The organism is Paeniglutamicibacter sp. ZC-3, from assembly GCF_025847175.2.
In the GTDB taxonomy this organism is placed as follows: Bacteria; Actinomycetota; Actinomycetes; order Actinomycetales; family Micrococcaceae; genus Paeniglutamicibacter; species Paeniglutamicibacter sulfureus.
The window spans coordinates 1-21,375 of sequence record NZ_JAOYTG010000027.1 but is presented as its reverse complement, the minus strand read 5'-3'; the positions used below and the strand labels follow the sequence as shown (position 1 = coordinate 21,375).

Sequence of the window (21,375 nt, the reverse complement as noted above, 5' to 3'; positions counted from 1 at the left end):
GGAAATGGGCGTGAGCCGCTGGGCCCGCCATTGCGCCGGAAGGCGCGAACAAGGACGGCCCCCACGGAATGTTTTCGGCACCGTTGCTCCCGGGCCGTGCCGCCCGGGAGCAACGGCTTTCACCCGTGGGCACCAGAACAGGGCCCGGCATTGCCGGAGCCCGTAGCGACGAGACGAAAGTGCGACATACGGTGAGCGGTTTTCCTGATTACTATTCGGTGTTGGGTCTGGATCCCCATGCCTCACCGGGGGACATTGCCCGGGCTTATCGGTCCCAGCTGCGCCACCACCACCCCGACACGCGCCATCCTCCGGCATCGGTGGAGGACGCGGGCCGGCACGGTGTGCTGCTTCAACGAGCCATGGAGGCCCATGCAGTCTTGGCCGATCCAATACGGCGTGCCCGCTATGACCGGGAACACCTGGTGCCTCCCCCCATCGCCCAGCCTTCCGCTACCGGGTTCCCTCGGGTCTCCACCCCGGGCTCGAGATCGGGTGGCGGAGAATACCTGGGTGTTTCCCCGTTGCGGTGGGATCCACCGACCAGGAGGCGCATCTAGATGAGTGCATGGCGACGCTACGATTCGCCGCTGCTGCCGGCTTTCCACGAACGCTTCGAGGAACGCTGGGGCAAGGGGAGCGCACCTTTCTTGGACCCGGAAGTCCAGGACCAGCCCATGCCTCGGGCCCAGTGGATCAACATCGATACCGGGGCTGCGCTGGCGGTGGTTCCGATCTGGGCAGACGATGACGCCCACCGGACCTTCGCCATGTTCTACCTGCCCCCGGCCGGGGGCATCTGGTTGCTGCGCCCCGGTGTCACCGGATATGTCGAATCCCACCACCTGGAGGACATCGCCCTGCGCAACGACGCGTTCACCAAGGCCGTTGGCCATGCCAGGGCCTTCATCGCAGGCACCGTCGATCGCTGATCCCGGTTCCCGCCAACATGGGCGGGGACCGGGACCACGGGACCGATGACCCCCATGAAACTCTTTGCACCGGCGCGTGGGCCATGGGCGCGCAGCGGGAGTATGTTTAGGTCGACGGGAAGGGTTGAGTACACAGCCCGTAGGCGGTGCTATTCCGTTAAACGGGAGATTACCGACCGCACAAGGGGTGTTATTGCCATTGTTGTCTAACATTGACCCGATGAAAAGGGCGGAACGCTCTGGACATCGAGAAAAATCTCCCGTCTAATGCAGGAATAGTGTATTAGACGGGAGATTATTGTGGCTGATCGGGGAGTACCGCCGGGCTCTGCCTCGCTGTCGCTTTTGCCGGGTGTCTCCTTCCTGAACGAAGCAGAATCGGTTTTCACTGCCATGCTGGAGGGCTGGCAGATGCGCCAGCGTGGCGGACGGAACCTGAAGGAATCCTCGGTGCGAGGCACGGTGAGCCAGATTTCGCAGTTTCAGGCGTTTACCAATGACTGGCCTTGGAACTGGAGCGCCGGCGATTTTGACGAGTGGATGATGCATCTGGTGGCCGTCAAGCAACTGGCTCCCTCGACGATTCGCACCTACCAGTACGCGGTGAGGGAGTTTTGCAGCTACCTGTGTTCCGAGCACTATGGCTGGGTTGAAGAATGCTCCTCCCGCTTTGGAAACTACCCGTCCCAGGTGTGCCACGAATGGAACAGCGTGGCACACCTGCAGGAATATGAGGGCCGGCCCGGGCGCCGGCCCATGAGCCGAATGGAGATCCAACAACTCCTGGACCGGGCGGATGAAAAGGTCGAGGACTGCATCGCCGCACGACGCAAGGGAGCGGTGCCGGCATATCGTGATTCCACGATGCTGAAGGTGATCTACGGGTGGGGCCTTCGCATCAACGAAGCCGTGCAGCTGGACGTCAACGACTTCTACGCCAACCCGCACCACCCGGAATTCGGGCGCTTCGGCGTCTTGCAAGTCCGTCACGGCAAATCCTCGGCGGGCTCGGCCCCCAAACGACGCTCGGTCATGTCCCTGCACCCGTGGGCGGTTGATGCCGTACGCGACTATGTGGAGAACGTTTGGCCGCAAGTGCGCACCAAGGATTCCAATGCCCTGTGGGTCACCGAACGGGGAACCCGCACCAGCACACATGAACTGCGCAAAACCTTTGGACAACTACGTGACGGTCTGGGCCTGGAACAGGCCCTTTCGCCGCACTGCCTGCGGCACAGTTACGTGACCCACCTGATCGAATCGGGGATCGATCCGGTCTTCGTGCAGCAACAAGTCGGCCACGCCTACCAATCCACCACGGCGATCTACACCGCTGTCAGCGGTGACTTCGCCAACAAAATGATGCAACAGGCACTGGCCAAGCTCTTGCCGGAATCACCCAGCACGGAAGGCACAACATGAAAACGATCGGGTACGAATGGCGGTTGAGGGAACTCATGGCTGCCGCGGGAATGTTCACCACCACCAAGCTCAATCGTGAGCTAAAAGAACGCGGAATCGAATTGTCCTCAAGCCAGACCTACCGCCTTGCCACGGAGAAACCCGAACGATTGAACCTGCATGTCTTGGTGGCACTCATGGACATTTTCGATTGCAGCGCCGATGACCTGGTTCAACGCGTCGAACTCCGTCATCCATCTGCCAAGACCGGTACAGAGGATCAAGACACCGCGGGAACGGCGGATTTCCTGCGGAAAGAAGGGTTCCGTCCCAAGCGTGCCAACATTGTTCCCGGCCATGAAGCGTGAGGACGCCCTTGACGACATTGCCGAACTTATTCATAGGGTAGAACCCAATCTTCCCCGGCTCCGGATTCTCCAAGTCGTGGCGCGGACCGTGGCAGCACGGCCCGCGGTCTCCAAACTGCTCTCGGTCTTGCAGAATGACATCGGGCTTCTGACCTCCGCGGACAATACGATGCCCTCAAGCTTGGGCACCATCATTAACCAACTGATTCAAGACGGAGCCACCACGCTCAAACACCCGCGATGCCACCGCTGCCACGAGGAACGGACGCTGCGGAACCGTTTAGGGGCGCACGGCATCTGCGCTGCGTGCTATTCACGAGACCGCCGCGTGCACATCGAGTGCTCGCGCTGCGGGCAACGGCGTAAGCGGCGCGCCGTGGTGGACGGGCAGGAATGGTGCGGCACTTGCTGGGAGGGGCAGCTGGGGCAGGTGGCGGCCGTGTTCAGATCCGCCGTGCTCGGCAGCGGATGCGGCATCACCGCACGCCAGTTCGAGGCCGTGGCCGCGACGGTGCACAGCACTTGGAAAGCAGGAGACATCCTCAGGCTTTCCCTGGAATTGAACACCCGGTCCGAGCAGTGGTTTGCCCAGCCTGCGGCGGGATCGGTGTTGTTCCTGAGATTCCACGCCGCGTTGGAGAAGGCCGGCGTCATGGTGACTCCCGTGGCCTGTGGGCGGTGCGGCCGGGAAGCGACCCTGGCCCATATCTTGGGAGGATTGCGTTGTTGCGCCAGGTGCTATTCCGCGAGCAAAAGGGAGGCCTGCTCCCAATGCGGGAGGGACCAGATACTGGTGCTGCACGCCGCTGACGGGACCGGAATCTGCCAAACGTGCATGAAGAAACTGCCTGACCGCATGGCCACATGCATCGAGTGTGGGCAACGGCGGTATGTGGCCTGGAACGGACCGGACGGACCGGTCTGTTCCAAATGTCGGCCCAAGCACCGCATCGACTACTGTCCCGGATGCAAGCGACAAAAACCGTGCTTGTTCGCCGGCACTTCCCGGGCACGGTGCCACGAGTGCTCACGCCAGAAGGAATCCTGCGCGCTTTGTGGCACACAAGACCGAGCCGCCACCCGCAATGACCAGGGAATAGCCATCTGTGGCCGGTGCTCGCGCAAACCCGAGCCATGCTCAGACTGTGGACGGCACCGGATTGTGGTGGGTCGGGCGCAGGGGAAACCTCTCTGCGACTACTGCTACCCCAAGGATCCGGTGTCGTTTCGCGACTGCGGTCGATGCGGACGCCACGAAAACCTCCAAGTGGCCGACTTATGTCAGCGCTGCGCCGCAAACGATGAACTCGAACGCTTGGTGCCCCTTGAAGTCAGGGCAAACAGCCCGGTGGCCCAAGCGATCCATGATCTTTGCCTGGATGCCAAGCCGCAGTCCGTCCTTGCCGCGAGGAGGAACTCATCGATGGGGCTACTTCGCAGCGTCATGGATTCGCAGGTCATACCTACCCATGAATTCCTCGATGATGCAGGAGCGGACCAAGCGACACGGGCCGTGCGCTCGCTCTTGGTTGATGCGGGCTTGCTGCCGTACCGCGACAACAACCTGGCGAGGTTCGAAGAATGGATCATCCGCACGGCACAGCGAATCACGGATCCACAACAGAGAGCGGCTTTTGTCCAGTTTGCCCGGTGGCGCCACGTGCGGGAGCTACGGAAGCGGACCTCCCCAGTCCATTCCAGCCTGACGACGAGCCGCCGACGGGAACTGCGCCTGGTCATGGAACTTCTCGAATGGTTGCAGCACCAGAATCGGGTACTGGTCTCCCTCACACAATCCGACGTGGATCGCTGGAGAGCCAGCGGGTCGGCGGAAAGGCACAGGGTCAAGCCCTTTCTCGCGTGGGCGCACGCCAATGGGATGGTCCGAAGCATCGAGATCCTCAGGAAACCCGGCAGCGCCCTTGACGTGGCCGGCACGCCAGTGGACGAACGGGTGCACCTGTTGCACGGAATCCTTGACCCCGGGTGTACCTTGCCGGTTGCGGTGCGCTTTGCCTCGGCTCTGGTGTTGCTCTTTGGCGCCGGGCCACAGCAAATCGTGGAGCTGCGCGTGTCCGACATCAGCGCAATCGACGAACGGGTCTACCTGAAATTGGGGAACGAGCCACTGCTGCTTCCTGATGCCCTGGTGGACCTGGCTATTGGAACCCAACAGAACCGGAAGGCACCACGATTGTTTGCGCCCACCCGCGACACCGATTGGCTTTTTCCCGGGATCAGGACCGGATATCCGCTCGCAGCATCCACGTTGATCGGAAGTATGAAGCTGCTGGGAGTCTCTGCTTCCCGTGGCAGGACCGGTGCCATGGCCGCGTTGGCCCAAGAACTGCCGCCCGCCATACTGGCGAGGTTGACGGGTAACTCCACGGCCACTGCGGTCCGTTGGTCCAATGCCGTGGCGGCGTCGAATGCCCGGTACGCGGCATTAGCCATGCCTGCCACTCCGCTGGGCTGACCTATCAACAGCCCTTCCATGACCGGAGGGAAGGCTCAGTGGGACGGTACGAGGTGGATACGGAGCGCCCACCCGATTGCTGAGGCGACTCGGTATCGGACTTTATCCGAGTTTCCCAAAGGGGCCCGCAGCGTCGAGAGGAATCAGCTCTGGCTTTCCAGTCATGATCAAGAAAGTTATCCCCACGAGCAGTACAGAAATGGCAAGGCCAAGTTGGGGTGTATCGGCTGATGTTGCAGCGCAGGAAATCATCCATGTCCTCAAACTGCCGCATGCAGCCGAGGCATGACACCGCCCAGATGAACAGTTCCCGAACAAACAACGCAGCGCCCCCTGCATGAGTGGAACCGCGAGTAATATCGGTTCTCGATATCAAAGAATTTGAACGAGGTGCAAATGCGTGAGCTAACGCGTGCAGCCGTCCGGCTGCACATCCTGCACCATGCTGTCGAGGAAGACATTCACGGCGCATGGATGTCGGAGGAACTCTCCAACCATGGATACTCAATTTCCCCGGGAACCCTGTATCCAACCCTCCACCGAATGCAAGAGCAGGGACTGCTCACCTCCCGCCCGGAAACCATTGACGGACGCCCCCGCCGCATCTACCGGGCCACACCAGAGGGCCTCGAAGCGTTGGCCGAAGGCCGCAAGGCCGTTGCTGAGCTGGCCGCAGAGGTACTCCCCGCACCACCAAAGGACCGTGACAATGAATAATCAGCCAACCCTGGCACGCCGGCTGGGCACCACCGACGCGGTGGTCATCGGGCTGGGATCGATGATCGGCGCGGGCGTCTTTGCCGCCTTCACTCCTGCCGCCGCGGCGGCAGGATCAGGCCTTTTGGTGGGCCTGGTGGTGGCGGCATTCGTCGCCTTCTGCAATGCCACATCCTCCGCCCAATTGGCAGCGGCCTACCCCACCTCGGGTGGAACCTACATTTACGGGCGTGAACGTCTGGGCCCCTGGTCGGGGTACCTGGCCGGGTGGGGTTTCATTGTCGGCAAGACCGCCAGTGCCGCAGCAATGGCCATGACGTTCGCCGCCTACGCGGCCCCGGCCGGGTGGGAACGACCCATAGCCATCGCCGTCGTGATCGGCCTCGCGGCCGTCAACTATCACGGAGTCACACGCACCGCACGGCTGACGCGAATCCTCGTTGTTTTCGTGCTGATTGCCCTGGCCATTGGCGTGGCCGCTGCCTGGGGAGGAAGCAAGCCTGCCTCTCTGAACCTCCTGGGCGAAGGCCTCCTGTCCCACGGGTGGTATGGGATCATGCAATCCGCGGGTCTGCTCTTCTTCGCATTCGCCGGGTACGCGCGAATCGCGACGATGGGCGAAGAAGTCCGTAACCCCCGGCAAACCATTCCGCGTGCCATCGGAATCTCCCTGCTCATCACGATCATGGTTTACGCCGTCATCGCCGTGACGTTGCTGGCAACCCTCGGGCCCGCTGAAATCGCGGCCTCCGCAACGCCCCTGGCCACTGTCGTAAGTTCAGGCACTTGGGCGTGGGCGGCACCGATCATCCGGGTGGGTGCCGCCGTCGCCGCGCTGGGCGCACTGCTCGCCTTGGTGGCCGGGTTGGGCCGCACCAGCCTGGCCATGGCCAGGGAACATGACCTGCCGAAATGGCTTGCCGCTGTCCACCCTCGCTACCAGGTCCCGCATCGTGCCGAGGTGGTCCTGGCCGTCGTCATCTGCGCCGTGATCGCCGTGGCAGATCTGCGTGGTGCCATCGGGTTCTCGTCTTTCGGTGTCCTCGTCTACTACCTGGTGGCAAACATCGCCGCATTCACACAACCCGACTCCGATCGGCGCTACCCCAAGGCACTGCAAGCCATTGGCGCCCTGGCATGCGTCGCACTGGTGGCGACGTTGCCACCGGCCTCGGTCCTGACCGGACTGGCCGTCTTTGCTGTCGGCATCCTGCTGAGGGCGCTTCGGCTACGCCAAACAAAAATGCGATAGATAGCCCTCACCGGGGCGTTAGCCGCTCGACAGATGGCAATCTTCAAACGAGGGGAAATAAGCCGAGATGGCGAGTGACAGGGGCGTGAACGAATCAGGGACGCAGCGAAATCGAATCGATTGCCCGTCGGGCTTCCTGCGCTAGTTGCTCGGGCATGGGTGCGCTCTTGGCCGAGTCGGAAGCAATCTGTTGCCCCTCGTCACTAACAACGTAGTGCCCGAAGGTCTTGACCAGGTTCAGAGTCGTGGGGTCGGTGTAGCCGCTGCAGACGATGAAGTAGGAGACCAGCACCAGCGGGTAGGCCCCGGGTTCGGTGGTGGTCCTGTCCAGCTCCAGGGCGATGTCGTTTTCGTGCCGTCCCCCCACACGCTCTGAAGCACCCACCGCGATGGACGCAGCCTCACCACTGACCTCTACGAAGGAATCCCCCACCCGGAGTTTGCCCTTGCCCAGCGTCTTGTCTACCAGGGAATCATCCGCATAGGTTAGGGCGCCGGGGGTGCGGGCCACGGTGGTGACGACCCCGGAGTTGCCTTGGGCCTGTTCGGTGGCCAGGCCCGAGGGCCAGCTGCCGTCGGGTTCGTGGGGCCACTGTTCGGCGGCGGCGGCATGCAGGTATTCGGTGAAGTTCTCGGTCGTCCCCGAATCATCGGATCGCGCGACCTCCGTCATCGGGATATCCGGTAGGGCCACGTCCGGGTTCAGGGCCTTGATGGCCGGATCCTGCCAGCTGGTGATGTTGCCGGCAAAGATCCCGGCAATCGTCTCCGCGTCAAAGTTCAGTTCCTTGATGCCGGGAAGGTTGAAGGCGATGCTGATCGGCGAGATATAGGCGGGGATGTTGATCGCTCCCTGCGGGCCACACGCATCTTGGGACTTGGCGACTTCTTCTTCCTTCAGGAAGGCATCGGACCCGGCAAATTGCGTGGCCCCGGCCAGCAGCCCCGCACGTCCCGCCCCGGAACCAACGGATGCATATTGCACCTGAACGCTTGGATGCAGGAAAGCGAACCCGTTAGTCCAGGCATTCATGGCCGAGTTCTGCGCCGTCGACCCACCTCCGGTGAGGGTTCCACTCAAGGCAGACGGATTCCGCTGCGCGGCTTCCTTCTGCGCCTCACCCAGGGGGTAGTCGGAACCGCATCCGGTGAGCAGCAACGTTATTCCAAGCGCCGAGGCGATCGAGCCCATGCGGATACCTGAACGGGCGCGCTTCGGGGCAAAGGAATGGTGCGGGCCACCATGCATGGCGTACTCCTGAGAATAAGAGGGGGTGAATAAAGCGGGATGGGGCTTCCCTGGGCGAAGTCTTGGGTAGCCGTGTGGTGTGCGGCTGCTTGGGGGCCACGGGCGGGACCCCCAAGCTCTTTAGCGTGAGGCCGGCTCGCCCAGCAGTTCGGTGTGGCCGTGCAGTGTCCCCGTGGCAAAGCCGATGGTCACCGGCTGCGGAGCGCAGCAGGAATCGGGGGCAGGTTCGTTTGCCTGTTCAGGAGTTGTGCAGCAGGAATCGGCTGCGGGTTCTGGTGTGCCGCAGGTAGCGGCCTGTTCGCCTACGGCCGGAGCGTCGCAAGACCCGCCCAAGTCGGTGGAGCAGACTCCGGTTTCGGGGAGCTCGAGCTCCACCAGGTCGGCGGCCGCGCGGTCACCGGCCAGGGAAGCGGCGATGGAGCGGACTTGTTCGTAGCCGGTGGCCATGAGGAAGGTCGGGGCGCGGCCGTAGCTCTTCATCCCCACGATGTAGAAGTTTTTCTCCGGGTGAGAGAGGACCCGTTCACCGTGTGCGGTGACGGTGCCGCAGCTGTGGAACTCCGGATCGATCAAGGGACCCAACTCGCGGGGTGCTTCAACGATCGCATCCAGGTCCAGGCGCAGCTCGGAGAGCATGCCAAGGTTGGGGCGGAACCCGGTGGCTGGAACTAGGAGGTCAACGACCTGGTTGCGCCCGTCAGCGATGTTCACTGTCAAGCGATCGTCTGATTCAAGTGAGGTGACCGAGAGGTTTTCTAGGATGGTGATGTCGCCGTTTTCGACGAAGCGGCGCAGGGACGTGCCCAGCTGTCCTCGGGCTGGCAACTCGTCGGCCGCCCCGCCGCCGTAGAGCTTGACCGGGTTCGCTACCCCGCGCAGGCCCCAGAGAATGGTGGTGTCGGGGTGCTGTTGACGGAGGTGGCCGAGGCTAATCAGGGTGTTGGCTGCCGAATGCCCGGCACCCAACACGAGGATGGTTTTCCCGGCGAAGATTTCTTGGTCCGTTCCCACCGGGTCGGGCAGCGACGAGGTAATGAAGCCTGCGCTGCGGGCTTGGGTTTCGCCGATGGCTTCGATGCCGGAGCGTCCCACCGGGTTGGGGGTGTTCCATGTTCCGGAGGCGTCGATGACGGCCCGGCCCAGCAGATCTTCGGTGCCCGTTGCGGTTTGGGTGCGCACCAGGAAAAGGGATTCATCGCGGCCGGCGCTGCGGGTCTTGTCCACGCTCTTGCCGTCGGCTTGGATGCGGGTGATGTTGGTGACGCGATGACCGTAGCTGATATTCGGGGCCAATGCCGGGTGTGCAGCCAGTGGTTCGAGGTATTCGCTGACCATGTCCGCACCCGAGGGCAGGCGGGTTTCGCGTGGTGCTTCCCAATCACCTGCGTAGGTGTCCGTCGGGGTTTCCAGTAGACGGCGGGAGGCGGCGTCGATGTTGTATTTCCAGGTGGAGAAGAGCTTGATGTGGCCCCAGTCTTGGATGGCTGCCCCGGCGTTGGTTCCGGATTCGAGGATGCGGACATCCTGGTGGCGTTCGATCAGGTGTGCGGCGGCGGCCAGCCCGATGGGGCCGGCACCGATGATGATCACTGGGTAATTCTGGTTCATGCTCTTCTCCTCCTGGTGTGCGTGGTGTTAAGCGGTGGCGGGTAGCAGTTCGGAAATCAAGGTCTCGATGCGGGCTCGGATCTCGTCACGAATCGGGCGAACCGCGTCCACGCCTTGGCCTGCCGGGTCATCGAGCTGCCAGTCCTCATAGCGCTTGCCCGGGAAGATCGGGCAGGTATCTCCACAGCCCATGGTGATGACCACGTCTGATTCCTTGACGGCTTCGGTGGTCAGGATCTGGGGGGTTTCGGCGGACATGTCGATGCCGACCTCGTTCATCGCAGCGACGGCAGCCGGGTTCACGGTGTCAGCTGGCTGCGAGCCTGCGGAGCGGACCTCGATCTGCCCGGCGGAGAGGTTACTCAGAAAGGCCGCTGCCATTTGGGAGCGTCCGGCGTTATGGACGCAGACGAAGAGGACGGAGGGCTTGACGGTGGTGTTCATGCGTTGACCTTTGCGGGGTTGAAGGAAGGGAAGAACTTGCGGGACCAGAGGGCGACGTAGACCAGTGCTACAAGCACCGGGACCTCGATGAGCGGTCCGACGACTCCGGCTAGGGCCTGGCCGCTGGTGACTCCGAAGGTGGCGATGGCGACGGCGATGGCCAGTTCGAAGTTGTTGCCCGCCGCGGTGAACGCCAAGGTGGTGGTGCGTGCATAGCCCATGCCCAGGGAGCGGCCAATGAGCATTGACGCGCCGAACACCACCGCGAAGTAGACCAGCAGCGGCAGCGCGATGCGTGCGACGTCCAGCGGCTTAGCGATGATCGCATCGCCCTGCAGTGCGAAGAGAACGACAATGGTGAACAGTAGCCCGTAGAGGGCCCAAGGGCCAATTTTAGGGAGGAACTTATCCTCGTACCATTCCCTGCCCTTGGCCTTTTCGCCGAAGGTGCGGGTGAGGAACCCTGCGATGAGTGGGATGCCTAGGAATACTAGGACCGAGAGCGTGATGGACCAGACGGAGAACTCGGCACTGGTGGTCGGTAGTCCCAACCATGTGGGCAGAACTTGGAGGTAGAACCAGCCCAGCGCGCCGAAGGCGAGAACCTGGAAGACGGAGTTGATGGCCACCAGCACGGCGGCGGCCTCGCGGTCCCCGCAGGCCAGATCGTTCCAGATGAAGACCATCGCGATGCAGCGGGCGAGTCCGACGATGATCAACCCGGTGCGGTATTCGGGAAGATCGGCCAGGAAGATCCAGGCTAGGACGAACATGAAGGCCGGGGCGAGGACCCAGTTGATCACCAGAGAGGTGATCATCAGTTTCTTATCGCTCAGCACGCGCCCGGTCTCGTTGTAGCGGACCTTGGCCATGACAGGGTAGATCATCACCAGCAGGCCCAGGGCGATGGGCAGGGAGACTCCGGCGACCTTGATGGAATCTAGGGCGTGGCCCAGACCTGGAATGAGTCGTCCTAGCCCGAGCCCGAGGGCCATGGCCGCCAGAATCCAGATGACCAGGTAGCGATCCAAAGTGGATAGCTTGGCGGTGATGTGCCCCGTGTCTGCGGGTGCGGGGGTGTGTGTCACGGCAAATTCTCTCCAAAAACTAGACATCGACGAACCTCGATGTATCGAGTATGCTTGCATATATCGACGATTGTCAATATCCCGTCCGGGAGACATATGGAAAGCGAGGCGAGGCACATGTCCACACCCGTTGCCACCCCAACCCGTCAGGAAACCCCCGCGGTTTCCGAACAGGAAATCGAAGCTCCGTGCTGCGTTCCCACACACGGCGAGGATTCCTTGCTGGCCATCGAGGCCGAGGCCCTGGCGGCGCGCTTCAAGGCACTGTCCGATCCGAACCGGCTACGCATCCTCTCGATCGTTTCTTCATCCCCGACGGCCGAAACCTGCGTCTGCGATTTGTCCGAGCCGCTAAACCTCGGCCAGCCCACCGTCTCGCATCACCTAAAGATCATGGTCGAAGCCGGATTGCTGAACCGCGAAAAGCGCGGAGTCTGGGCCTACTACTCCCTAGTTCCCGGCGCCCTGGATTCCTTGGCCGCAACCCTAATCCCGAAGGCCTAACCCATGAGCACCATTTCACCAGCAGCCCGTCCTGCCGTCTTGTTCGTCTGCGTGAAGAACGGTGGCAAGTCCCAGATGGCCGCCGGACTGATGAAGCATGAAGCCGGAAGCGAGATCACCGTCACCTCGGCCGGGACCAAGCCAGGAAAAGCCGTCAACGCTCTTTCTGCCGAGGTCCTGGCGGATCTGGGTATCGACATCAGCGCCGAAAAGACCAAGCTGTTAACCGAAGAGAACATGCGCGCCGCCGGACTCGTCGTCGTACTTGGCACCGAGGCCAACGTTCCCGACCTGGACGGCGTCCAGATTGAAGTATGGGAGACCGATGAACCATCCCTGCGCGGCATCGAGGGACGCGAACGCATGGAACTGGTTCGCGATGACATCCACGCACGCGTCAATGAGCTCAAGCACCGCCTCCTCGCCTCGCACTAAATCCTTCACTCATCGATTCTTACCCTGTTTTGAAAGGCTTCCCCATGAGCACTGGTCCCTCCGCGTCCATCCGCAACGTCATCATCATCGGCTCCGGCCCCGCCGGATACACCGCTGCGATTTACACCGCCCGCGCTGATCTGGCCCCGCTGGTCATTGCTGGTTCGGTCACCGCCGGCGGAGAACTTATGAACACCACCGAGGTGGAAAACTTCCCCGGCTTCACCGAAGGCATCATGGGCCCGGACCTGATGGAGAACATGCAGAAGCAGGCCGAACGCTTCGACGCCGAAATTCTCTTTGACGACGTCACTCACGTCGATTTGGCCGGTGACATCAAGAAGGTCACCGCTGGCAACGGCACCACCTATCTGGCACACACCGTCATCCTTTCCACCGGGTCGGCCTACCGCACCCTGGGGGTACCGAACGAAAAGCGCCTGACCGGGCACGGCGTATCCTCCTGTGCAACGTGCGACGGATTTTTCTTCCGCGGACAAGAGATTGCCGTGATCGGTGGCGGCGACTCCGCCATGGAAGAAGCACTCTTCCTGACCAAGTTCGCTTCCAAGGTCACCGTCGTCCACCGCCGCGAGAGCCTGCGCGCTTCGAAGATCATGGCCGACCGGGCCCTGGCTCACCCGAAGATCGAGTTCATCTGGAACAGCGCCGTCACCAATATCGAAGGCGAGGAGAAGACCACCGGCCTGCAGCTGGAAAACCTGCTCACCGGAAAAACCAGCACCCTTCCAGTGGCCGGGGTGTTCGTAGCCATCGGTAACGATCCACGCACCGACCTGGTCAACGACCAGATCGAACTCACTGCCGCCGGTACCATCGCCGTGAAGGACCGCACTTCCAAGACCTCCCTCCCGGGAGTCTTCGCCGCAGGGGACGTCATTGATGCGACCTACCGCCAGGCCATCACCGCCGCCGGATCCGGCTGCGTGGCAGCCCTGGATGTCACGCACTTCCTGGCAGCTGGCGAAGAGTCCGAAACTCTGAGGATCAGCAGCACCGCCGCGCTGGTCTAATCATGGCCCTTACCCAGAGGTTTTCGACCAAGCGAGGTTATGTCATCACCGGCCTGGGCATTGGGCAGATCCTCTCCTGGGGTTCGACCTTTTACCTGCTGGCGGTGCTGGCTGGACCCATCGCCGCCGATACCGGGTGGTCTACCTCATTGGTAGTCGCAGGCGTTTCGGTGGGCTTGGTCATCGCGGGTTTGGGCTCGCCTCGAGTAGGTACGCTCGTGGCCGGCAACCACGGGCGCACTGTCTTGATCGGCAGCGCTCTGCTGCTTACCTTGGGACTGACCGTCCTCGGGTTAGCCCCTAATCAGTGGTGGTACCTCGGAGCATGGGTGATCCTGGGACTGGGCATGAGCGGAGGACTCTACAGCGGGGCGTTCGCAGTACTGGGACACACTTACGGTGCCTCGGCGCGCTCGGCCATCACCCTCCTGACACTCTTTGGAGGGTTTGCCAGCAGCATCTGTTGGCCGCTGAGCACCCTGCTGGTCAACGAGATGGGGTGGCGGGGCACGGCACTAATCTACGCGGGAGCGCACCTGTTGGTGACCGCGCCCTTGTATGCGCTCACCATCCCGCGCCAACCGCATTCATCAACGCACGATCATGAACTCAACGGTCCGAGCAGCAATGTCCACCGGTCCGTGGCGCCTCGCTGGCCGCTGGTTGTCCTGGTGGCGACCATCTCCACCCTAGGAACCTCCATAGCGGCATTGATGTCGATGCACATGTTTACCCTGCTCGCCGGCATCGGCATCGCCGGCACCGCAGCCGTCGTGCTGGCCGCAACCATCGGCCCCTCGCAGGTGGGTGCCAGGTTCATTGAATTGGTCATCGGTCGAAAGCATCATCCGTTGTGGACGTTGCTGACCGCAAGCCTTGCCATGGCGATCGCCATCGGGTTCCTGGGCCTGGGGATCTTGGCACCCGCGATCCTCGTCATTGTGTACGGGGTCGGGATCGGCCTCAGTTCCATCGCCAACGGGACCGTGCCGTTGGCACTCTTCGGGCAGGAACACTACGCCCGGATCATGGGCCGCATCGCATTGCCCTCGCTCCTGGCTCAGGCGGCGGCGCCCATCATCGGTTCGGTGCTCATCCACAACCTGGGACACCAAAACACGTTGATCGTGCTGGGGCTGGTGGCGCTATTGGCCTTCGCTTTGGCCCTCTGGCTGATGCTCCTTCACGGCGGCAAGCAAAAGACCACGGATACATCGACAAAACCCGCGGAATCCAGCCTCAACGCTTTCCCCTCGTAGGGGCGGCCGGAACCACCAAGACCGGCAGGTGCTGGTGCGCGGTGAGATGAGAGGCGGTGGCCCCGCTGAGTAGTTGGGAGACGTGCGCGCCGAAGGTGGGCTCCCTGGTTCCGACAATAATCATCGATGCGTCGGTCTCCGACGCTAGGCGCGTTAGCGCCTTCCAAACCTCGCCCGCAAGGATTCGCAGGTTCCACGTTGCGGTGCTGCCGGCCATCTGGGTTTCTATATGAGAAAGGATCTCCGCGGCATCTGCACTGGTGTCCTCGTCGATGTCGCGTGGATGCAACGATTGGTCCCTGATGTCTTCCTTGAGATTCCATTCTGTTAGATAACTGTTGGGTTCCACATAGGCGAAGATGATGGTGCGATCCAACTGTTGTGCAAGCACCGACGCCTGGGCGATCACCTCAGGATGTTGATTGGGGATGACTCCCACAATCAGTGGACCCCACATGGTTGCATCGTTCGATGACATCGCTACCCCTGACTCCGTCGGAAGGCCCTGTGCTGTTCCGTTTTCAGAATGACCGAAAAAGTCGCCGGGCGGAAGTACCTGCACCTGCATCAAAACGTCGGCGGTCACCTGTCAGATATCGAACCCGAATAGGGGCCCATTGAGACACAACGGCCTTCATCTCAGTATCGAGCGTTTTCGCCACACTCTGGCCACTTCTTCAAAAAGTTCGCTTTATAATCCGATTTTTTATGTAAATCGCAGTGGAAATTGGCAAGTTTCTTATGTGTGTGGCACGTTGAAGGACCCCAATTGCGGTGGGCATGGATTAGGAGGATGGAAGTTGCGGGATGGGAAACCGGCAAGAGGAGGCCCCGACGATAGTGGGGCCTCTCCTTGCACACGATGGTTGGGTCGATGGGTACGGGCCTATCCTGGGCGGTTGCGGGTTCCTAGCTTGTCAGGCTGGTGTCCCACTTGGAGTTCCGGTGTTCGCCGTCGACTAGGCGGATGGTCCCGGACTTGGAGCGCATCACGATCGATTGGGTGGTGATGCGGCCTGCTTCGTGGCGCACCCCGCGTAGCAGGTCGCCGTCGGTGATGCCGGTGGCCGCGAAATAGCAGTTGTCGCCGGAGACCAGGTCGTTGGTTCCCAGAATCTGGTCTACATCTAGGCCCGCGTCGAGGGCCTTCTGCTTTTCCTCGTCATTGGTGGGCCACAACCTGCCCTGGATGATGCCGCCCAGAGCCTTGATGGCGCAGGCGGTGATGATGCCCTCGGGCGAACCACCAATGCCCATGACCGCGTCGATGCCGGTGCCTGCGCGGACCGCGGCAATGGCGCTGGCCACGTCCCCGTCCTGGATCAGGGAGGTGCGGGCACCGGCATCGCGGATTTCCTGGGCCAGCTGGCGGTGCCGGTCCCGGTCCAGGATGCTGACGTTGATCTGTCGGATGTCCAGGCCCTTGGCCTTGGCGATCAGTCGGAGGTTTTCCTTTACCGGCAGTCGCAGGTCCACGAGGTCCGCGGCTTCGGGTCCGGTGACGAGCTTTTCCATGTAGAACACCGTCGAGGCATCGAGCATGGTGCCGCGCTCGGCGACCGCCAGCACCGAGAGGGCGTTGTCCATGCCCAGGGCAGTCAGTCGGGTGCCGTCGATCGGATCGACCGCCACGTCGCAGGCCGGCCCGGTGCCGTACCCGACCTGTTCCCCGTTGAAGAGCATTGGGGCCTCGTCCTTTTCGCCTTCCCCGATGACGACGGTACCGTTGAAGCGCACGCTGGAAAGCACCGAGCGCATCGCGTCCACGGCGGCGCCGTCGGCCGCGAGCTTGTCGCCCAGGCCGGACCACCGGCCGCCGGCGATTGCCGCGGCCTCGGTGACGCGCACCAGTTCCATGGCCAGGTTCCGGTCCGGCTCGTCATCGGTCACCGCCAGGGATGAGGAAAGATTCGCGAAGAGGTTCTGCTGGTTTTCGTTACCGGTGTTGGTCATGTGGTTCCTCGTCGTTGAGTCGGTCGATGGTTATCGTTCCCGTGTCCTGGCCGATGGAGGCCTGGGTGTCGGGGGAAAGGTGTTGGAAGGAGTACCGTCGGTTGTCGGTATCCCGCCACGACTATGGGATCTTGAAAGTGTCACTGTTCTCGCTGGTAGACGTCCGGGATGCCGTCCTCATCTGCGTCGATGGCTTCCGCTGCCTGCAGTTTTTTGTATTGCCGGTTCCGGCTGCCGAGCAAGATCGAGGCGAGCACTGCGGCCAGAACGGAGGCAGCGAGGATGGCGACCTTTGCATGGTCGTTGGAGGGGTTTCCGAGTCCGAAGCTGAGTTCGGCCACCAACAGCGACACGGTGAAGCCGATGCCGGCCAGCAGGCTCACGCCCAGCAGGTCCACCCATTTGAGTTCGGGGTCAAGGGTGGCCTTGGTGAATTTGGCGGTAAGCCAGGTGGCGGCCAGGATACCGATAGGTTTTCCGAGAACGAGGGCCGCGATGATGCCGATGGCCACCGGGTCGGTGAGGGCTGAGCGCAGTCCCTCGGCCCCGCCGATGGCGACTCCGGCGGAGAAGAACGCGAAGAGGGGCACAGCGAATCCGGCAGAGAGGGGGCGGAAGCGGTGTTCGAAGATCTCGGCCAGTCCGGGGCCGTCGGTGTGGCGCCCGTGCTTGGTGCTGTGTAGGACGGGGATCATGAAGGCCAAGGCAACGCCGGCAACGGTGGCGTGGATGCCCGAGGCATGCAGCAGCGCCCAGGCCGCGAAGCCGATGGGCAGCAGGATGAACCAGGCCGCCGCTGGCTTCATCCCGAAGAAGCCCTGGTATTTCCGGGCCAGGAAGGCAAAGAGTGCCAGCGGGATGAGAGTGAGCAGCAGCGCCGGGGTGTTGATCGTCTCGGTGTAGAAGAAGGCGATGATGGTGATGGCCATGAGGTCATCGACCACGGCCAGGGTCAGCAGGAAGATGCGTAGCGGGGTGGGCAGGTGCGAGCCGATGACCGCCAGAACTGCCACGGCGAAGGCGATGTCCGTGGCGGTGGGAATGGCCCAGCCGGAAATGGTGTCTGGGTTTGACCAGTTGATGGCCGCATAGATCAGGGCCGGGACGATAACGCCGCCCACGGCCGCTGCCACCGGGACGATGGCTTTACTGATCTGGCGCAGGTCCCCGGCGACGATTTCGCGTTTGAGTTCCAGCCCGACGAGGAAGAAGAAGATTGCCAGCAGGCCATCGGCCGCCCAAGCGCCCAGGCTCAGCTCCAAGTGCCAGGGCTCAAAGCCGATCTTGAAGTCGCGCAGGGCGAAGTAGCTCTCGGAGGCCGGGGAGTTGGCCCAGATCAGGGCGATGACCGCGGCGATGACCAGCAGGGTGCCGCCGACGGTTTCCTTGTGCAGGATCTCACCGATCCGCAGGGCTTCAAGGTAGCTGCCGCGCCCGATCAAGGGACGTGGAGAAGGAGGGTTAGTGCTCATGGGAAAGAGGTCCTTACAGTGGGTTCGACAATTACATTGCCGACCAGACTTCCCGGCGCACCTGTCTTCCACCCTACGGCATATGGTTAGTGGCCTCCACCGAGTTTCCCGCCCAGGCGTTCGCGCATTTTCAGGCTGGCGGTGTTTAGGCCGATGATGTCGACGTGTTTTCCGTGCTGCTTGTATTTTTCGGTGATGGCGTCCAGGGCGGCGATGGTGGAGGCATCCCAGAGGTGGGAGGCGTGCATGTCGATGACCACGCGTTCTGGATCCAGGGCGTACTCGAATTGGGTGTAGAGGTCGTTGGAGGAGGCGAAGAACAACTCGCCGTTGACCACGTAGGCCGCGACTCCGCGTTCTTCGCTGACTGCCCGGGTGACGGTGACGAAGTGAGCGACGCGTTGGGCGAAGAGGACCATGGCAGTCAGTACGCCCACGCCCACGCCAATGGCCAGGTTGTGGGTGGCTACGGTGACGATGACGGTGACAAGCATGACGGTTGTTTCACTCTTGGGCATCATACGCAGCGTGGAGGGTTTGATGCTATGCCAGTCGAACGTAGCCACGGACACGAAGATCATCACGGCCACCAGCGCGGCCATTGGGATCAGCGCCACGATGTCGCCCAGCGCGACGACCAAGATGAGTAGGAAGACACCGGCTAGGAAGGTGGAGATGCGGGTCCTGGCACCGGAGGCCTTGACGTTGATCATGGTCTGCCCGATCATCGCGCAACCGCCCATGCCGCCGAAGAATCCGGTGATGATGTTCGCCGCGCCCTGGCCCCAGGACTCGCGGGTCTTGTTGGAACGGGTATCGGTAACGTCGTCGACAAGCTTGGCGGTCATCAGGGACTCGAGCAGGCCCACGAAGGCCATGGCCAGCGCGTAGGGGAAGAGGATCTGCAGGGTTTCGAAATTCAGCGGAACGTTCGGCATGAACAAGGACGGCAGGCTCTCGGGCATTTCCCCCTTGTCCCCGACGGTCGGCACGGCCAAGGAAGCCAGGACCGCGATGAGCGTGAGGACCACGATGGCGACCAATGGGGCCGGCACCGCGGTGGTGATCTTGGGTAGACCGAAGACGATCAACAGACCCAGGGCCGTGAGCGGGTAGACCAGCCACGGGACGCCGAGCAGCTCGGGGACCTGGGACATGAAGATCAGGATGGCCAAGGCGTTGACGAATCCGACCATAACCTGGCGGGGAACGAAGCGCATCAGCTTGGCCACGCCCAGCAGCGCGAGGATGATCTGGAAGATTCCCGCCAGGATGACGGCGGCAATGAAGTAGTCCACGCCGTGGCTTTTCACCAACGGGGCGATGACCAGAGCAATGGCCCCGGTTGCAGCCGATATCATGGCCGGCCTGCCGCCCAGGAACGCGATGGACACGGCCATGGTGAAGGATGCGAACAGCCCGAGGCGCGGATCGACCCCGGCAATGATGGAAAATGCGATGGCTTCGGGGATCAGAGCCAGGGCCACCACCAGCCCGGCGAGGACCTCGACCTTGAGCAGGCGGGGGGATTTGAGGGTGCGCAAGACGGACTGACGTTCCTCCGGGGTCAGGGCGGTGTGTCCTGACGTGGTTTTCGTGGCCATTGATGGTTCCGTTCAAAATGAAGTGGGCGCTCTCGGGCGCTCGGGTACATGAAATGATGTGGGGTCGGCACGTCCTTGTGTTGCACTGGTTGGCTGCGGCGGGCAATGGTCACAGCGACGCACCGAATAAAATCAACTCTACCCTAACGTGAAGGTAGAGTTGGAAGCCGAGGAAACAGGAGAACCCATGACTGACACGCCAACCCCAGCCGCCGATGCGCGGACCATGCACATCGGGGACCTGGCCGAAGCCACCGGCCTGTCCCAGCGAACCATCCGCCACTACGACGAAGTGGGTTTGCTTCCGGCAACCACGCGCAGCGAGGGTGGATTCCGGATCTATACGGAATCCGATTTGCAGCGCATGCTGGTGATTCGTTCCATGAAGCCGCTGGGATTCACCCTAGAGGAAATGGGTGAGCTGCTGGATACGGTTGATCTTCTTGCAACCGACCCGAACGATCCGGAAACAAGGGCCAGGCTGGCGGGGTTCATTGACCAAGCCAACGCGAAACGCGACAAGCTGGCACTGAACCTCAGCCGGGCCAATTCCTTCATCCGGGACCTGCAAGGTAAGTAGCGTCGTTAGCTGGAACCGAGCGACCATGGAAAAGTGCGTCAACCAGGATGCGTATAAGCATCTTCGTCAGCTCGGAAAACGAACCAGCCCTGTGTTTTATGCCGTTCGGGGGAGCCCGCGTCGGCCAGGACCAAGATATTGGGCTGCCCCGCTAAACGGGGTGGCCGGGAAATAGGGTAGCTGCGACCCCACCCGAAAATAAAACTAGAGGGAATAGTGCCACAACGCATAGCACCGGTTACCGATAGCATGTTTTCCAGACGACCTTCATGGGACCCGGTTGAGCTACACCTTTTGGCGTTCCCGGGGTCTTGTTCGTTTGAGGCAGGAAACCTGCACAAGGAAGCGGCAGCGACGCCATGACCGAGCAACACCACCGGGAAACCGGCAACCGGGACCTGCAGGGCATGATCCTGGAATCCAGCGAGATCGGCAGCTTCCTCGACGCCCTGACCCGCCTGGCGGTCCAGGAACTCTCCGAACCCGGCGAGGAAATCCTCTGCGGAATCACGTTGCTGCGGCACAAGCGCCCGGGCACCGTGGCCAGCAGCAGCCAAGCGGCCCAGGTCACGTCCCGGACCTGACCACCGAATACCGCTGGCCCGAATACTCCCGGGTCGTGCTCTCCCGCGGGATCCGCTCCGTGCTGGCCGTCCCCTTCGAACTGGAGCAAGGGGACCACGCCGCCTTGAACCTCTATGCCACCGTTCCCCACGGATTCACCGTCGACAAAACGCGCCTGGCGCGGGGCTACGCCCTGCAAGCCTCCCAGGCATTCGCGATCGCCTGCGTCGATTTGGAGGTTCATGGCGTAGGAACGGCGCAAGGAATGGATGTCAAGGCCCGGGGCGAAGCCGAGCTCCTCGATGAGTGCACAAAAATGACGGCGCAGATACGCCTGGTCAACCATGTTGCCCGTATCCGTGGGAAACAGGGGAGTGGCCCGGGGGAGCCCAAACCGGGGGCGCCCGACGCGTTCCCAATGCTCCAGCATCTCCG

At 62.2% G+C, this 21,375-nt stretch carries 22 protein-coding genes and 1 pseudogene; 14 read left to right on the top strand and 9 right to left on the bottom strand.

The features are described 5' to 3' along the window. Positions 1–68: 68 nt before the first annotated feature. From OIU93_RS19070 to OIU93_RS19055, 4 genes are all read left to right on the top strand, one after another. Positions 69–560: a J domain-containing protein gene (locus tag OIU93_RS19070; protein ID WP_372342971.1), complete on the top strand. Its 492-nt coding sequence runs from the start codon at positions 69–71 to the stop codon at positions 558–560. Then, a complete protein-coding gene (locus OIU93_RS19065; RefSeq protein ID WP_264271640.1) occupies positions 561–932 on the top strand; it encodes a hypothetical protein in 372 nt (123 codons plus the stop codon). It abuts the gene before it with no gap. A gap of 300 nt (positions 933–1,232) precedes the next feature. After that, positions 1,233–2,354, top strand: coding sequence for a site-specific integrase (locus OIU93_RS19060; RefSeq protein WP_264271639.1), 1,122 nt, complete (start codon positions 1,233–1,235; stop codon positions 2,352–2,354). Continuing rightward, on the top strand, positions 2,351–2,701 hold the full coding sequence (locus OIU93_RS19055; protein WP_264271638.1) for a helix-turn-helix transcriptional regulator: 351 nt from the start codon (positions 2,351–2,353) through the stop codon (positions 2,699–2,701). Before OIU93_RS19060 ends, OIU93_RS19055 begins: the two co-directional genes overlap by 4 nt. 309 nt (positions 2,702–3,010) lie before the next feature. Here the strand turns inward: OIU93_RS19055 and OIU93_RS19050 are convergent, their stop codons facing one another. Further along, positions 3,011–3,355 carry a hypothetical protein gene (locus OIU93_RS19050; protein WP_264271637.1) on the bottom strand — a complete coding sequence of 115 codons (345 nt, stop codon included), beginning with the start codon at positions 3,353–3,355 and terminating at the stop codon, positions 3,011–3,013. A 769-nt stretch (positions 3,356–4,124) separates the two neighbouring features. Here OIU93_RS19050 and OIU93_RS19045 point away from each other — a divergent pair. From OIU93_RS19045 to OIU93_RS19035, 3 genes are all read left to right on the top strand, one after another. Further along, positions 4,125–5,177 (top strand): hypothetical protein, encoded by a 1,053-nt coding sequence (locus tag OIU93_RS19045; RefSeq protein ID WP_264271636.1) that lies wholly within the window; start codon positions 4,125–4,127, stop codon positions 5,175–5,177. Between the two features lie 396 nt (positions 5,178–5,573). After that, positions 5,574–5,894: a PadR family transcriptional regulator gene (locus tag OIU93_RS19040; protein WP_264271635.1), complete on the top strand. Its 321-nt coding sequence runs from the start codon at positions 5,574–5,576 to the stop codon at positions 5,892–5,894. Next, entirely contained in the window at positions 5,887–7,146 is a 1,260-nt protein-coding gene (locus tag OIU93_RS19035) for an APC family permease (RefSeq protein ID WP_264271634.1), read from the top strand. The genes OIU93_RS19040 and OIU93_RS19035 overlap by 8 nt, the downstream gene beginning before the upstream one ends. Before the next feature lie 94 nt (positions 7,147–7,240). On the opposite strand, the gene pstS is transcribed toward OIU93_RS19035, so the two are convergent. The 4 genes from pstS to arsB form a co-directional block, all read right to left on the bottom strand. Beyond that, positions 7,241–8,395 carry a phosphate ABC transporter substrate-binding protein PstS gene (pstS, locus tag OIU93_RS19030; protein ID WP_264271633.1) on the bottom strand — a complete coding sequence of 385 codons (1,155 nt, stop codon included), beginning with the start codon at positions 8,393–8,395 and terminating at the stop codon, positions 7,241–7,243. A 120-nt stretch (positions 8,396–8,515) separates the two neighbouring features. After that, positions 8,516–10,003 (bottom strand): NAD(P)-binding domain-containing protein, encoded by a 1,488-nt coding sequence (locus OIU93_RS19025; RefSeq protein WP_264271632.1) that lies wholly within the window; start codon positions 10,001–10,003, stop codon positions 8,516–8,518. Positions 10,004–10,030: 27 nt separating this feature from the next. Beyond that, positions 10,031–10,447 (bottom strand): arsenate reductase ArsC, encoded by a 417-nt coding sequence (locus OIU93_RS19020; protein WP_264271631.1) that lies wholly within the window; start codon positions 10,445–10,447, stop codon positions 10,031–10,033. Next, positions 10,444–11,562, bottom strand: a complete 1,119-nt coding sequence (gene arsB / locus OIU93_RS19015; RefSeq protein ID WP_372342970.1) for an ACR3 family arsenite efflux transporter — start codon at positions 11,560–11,562, stop codon at positions 10,444–10,446. Before arsB ends, OIU93_RS19020 begins: the two co-directional genes overlap by 4 nt. Positions 11,563–11,652: 90 nt before the next feature. Here arsB and OIU93_RS19010 point away from each other — a divergent pair, with 90 nt between their 5' ends. The 4 genes from OIU93_RS19010 to OIU93_RS18995 are packed head-to-tail and all read left to right on the top strand — an operon-like array spanning position 11,653 to position 14,767. Next, positions 11,653–12,039 (top strand): metalloregulator ArsR/SmtB family transcription factor, encoded by a 387-nt coding sequence (locus tag OIU93_RS19010; protein ID WP_084636945.1) that lies wholly within the window; start codon positions 11,653–11,655, stop codon positions 12,037–12,039. A 3-nt stretch (positions 12,040–12,042) separates the two neighbouring features. Next, a complete protein-coding gene (locus tag OIU93_RS19005; protein ID WP_264271629.1) occupies positions 12,043–12,474 on the top strand; it encodes a low molecular weight phosphatase family protein in 432 nt (143 codons plus the stop codon). A 44-nt stretch (positions 12,475–12,518) separates the two neighbouring features. Continuing rightward, positions 12,519–13,508, top strand: coding sequence for a thioredoxin-disulfide reductase (gene trxB / locus OIU93_RS19000; protein ID WP_264271628.1), 990 nt, complete (start codon positions 12,519–12,521; stop codon positions 13,506–13,508). Between the two features lie 2 nt (positions 13,509–13,510). Continuing rightward, the gene (locus OIU93_RS18995; protein WP_264271627.1) at positions 13,511–14,767 is read left to right on the top strand and encodes an MFS transporter; all 1,257 of its coding nucleotides are present in this window, start codon (positions 13,511–13,513) and stop codon (positions 14,765–14,767) included. Here the strand turns inward: OIU93_RS18995 and OIU93_RS18990 are convergent. From OIU93_RS18990 to OIU93_RS18975, 4 genes are all read right to left on the bottom strand, one after another. Next, complete coding sequence (locus OIU93_RS18990) at positions 14,748–15,353, bottom strand: universal stress protein (protein WP_264271626.1); 606 nt, start codon at positions 15,351–15,353, stop codon at positions 14,748–14,750. The genes OIU93_RS18995 and OIU93_RS18990 overlap by 20 nt on opposite strands. 323 nt (positions 15,354–15,676) lie before the next feature. After that, positions 15,677–16,720: a class II fructose-bisphosphatase gene (gene glpX, locus OIU93_RS18985; RefSeq protein ID WP_264271625.1), complete on the bottom strand. Its 1,044-nt coding sequence runs from the start codon at positions 16,718–16,720 to the stop codon at positions 15,677–15,679. A gap of 140 nt (positions 16,721–16,860) precedes the next feature. After that, positions 16,861–18,192, bottom strand: a complete 1,332-nt coding sequence (gene nhaA / locus OIU93_RS18980; RefSeq protein ID WP_264271624.1) for a Na+/H+ antiporter NhaA — start codon at positions 18,190–18,192, stop codon at positions 16,861–16,863. Positions 18,193–18,278: 86 nt separating this feature from the next. Continuing rightward, entirely contained in the window at positions 18,279–19,796 is a 1,518-nt protein-coding gene (locus OIU93_RS18975; protein WP_264271623.1) for a SulP family inorganic anion transporter, read from the bottom strand. A gap of 187 nt (positions 19,797–19,983) precedes the next feature. On the opposite strand from OIU93_RS18975, the gene OIU93_RS18970 reads away from it, so the two are divergent. The 3 genes and pseudogenes from OIU93_RS18970 to OIU93_RS18960 all read left to right on the top strand — a co-directional run. Further along, positions 19,984–20,376 carry a MerR family transcriptional regulator gene (locus OIU93_RS18970; protein ID WP_264271622.1) on the top strand — a complete coding sequence of 131 codons (393 nt, stop codon included), beginning with the start codon at positions 19,984–19,986 and terminating at the stop codon, positions 20,374–20,376. 359 nt (positions 20,377–20,735) lie between these two features. After that, entirely contained in the window at positions 20,736–20,960 is a 225-nt protein-coding gene (locus OIU93_RS18965) for a hypothetical protein (protein WP_264271621.1), read from the top strand. Between the two features lie 59 nt (positions 20,961–21,019). Beyond that, positions 21,020–21,375: pseudogene (locus OIU93_RS18960) on the top strand (hypothetical protein); the annotation flags it as partial.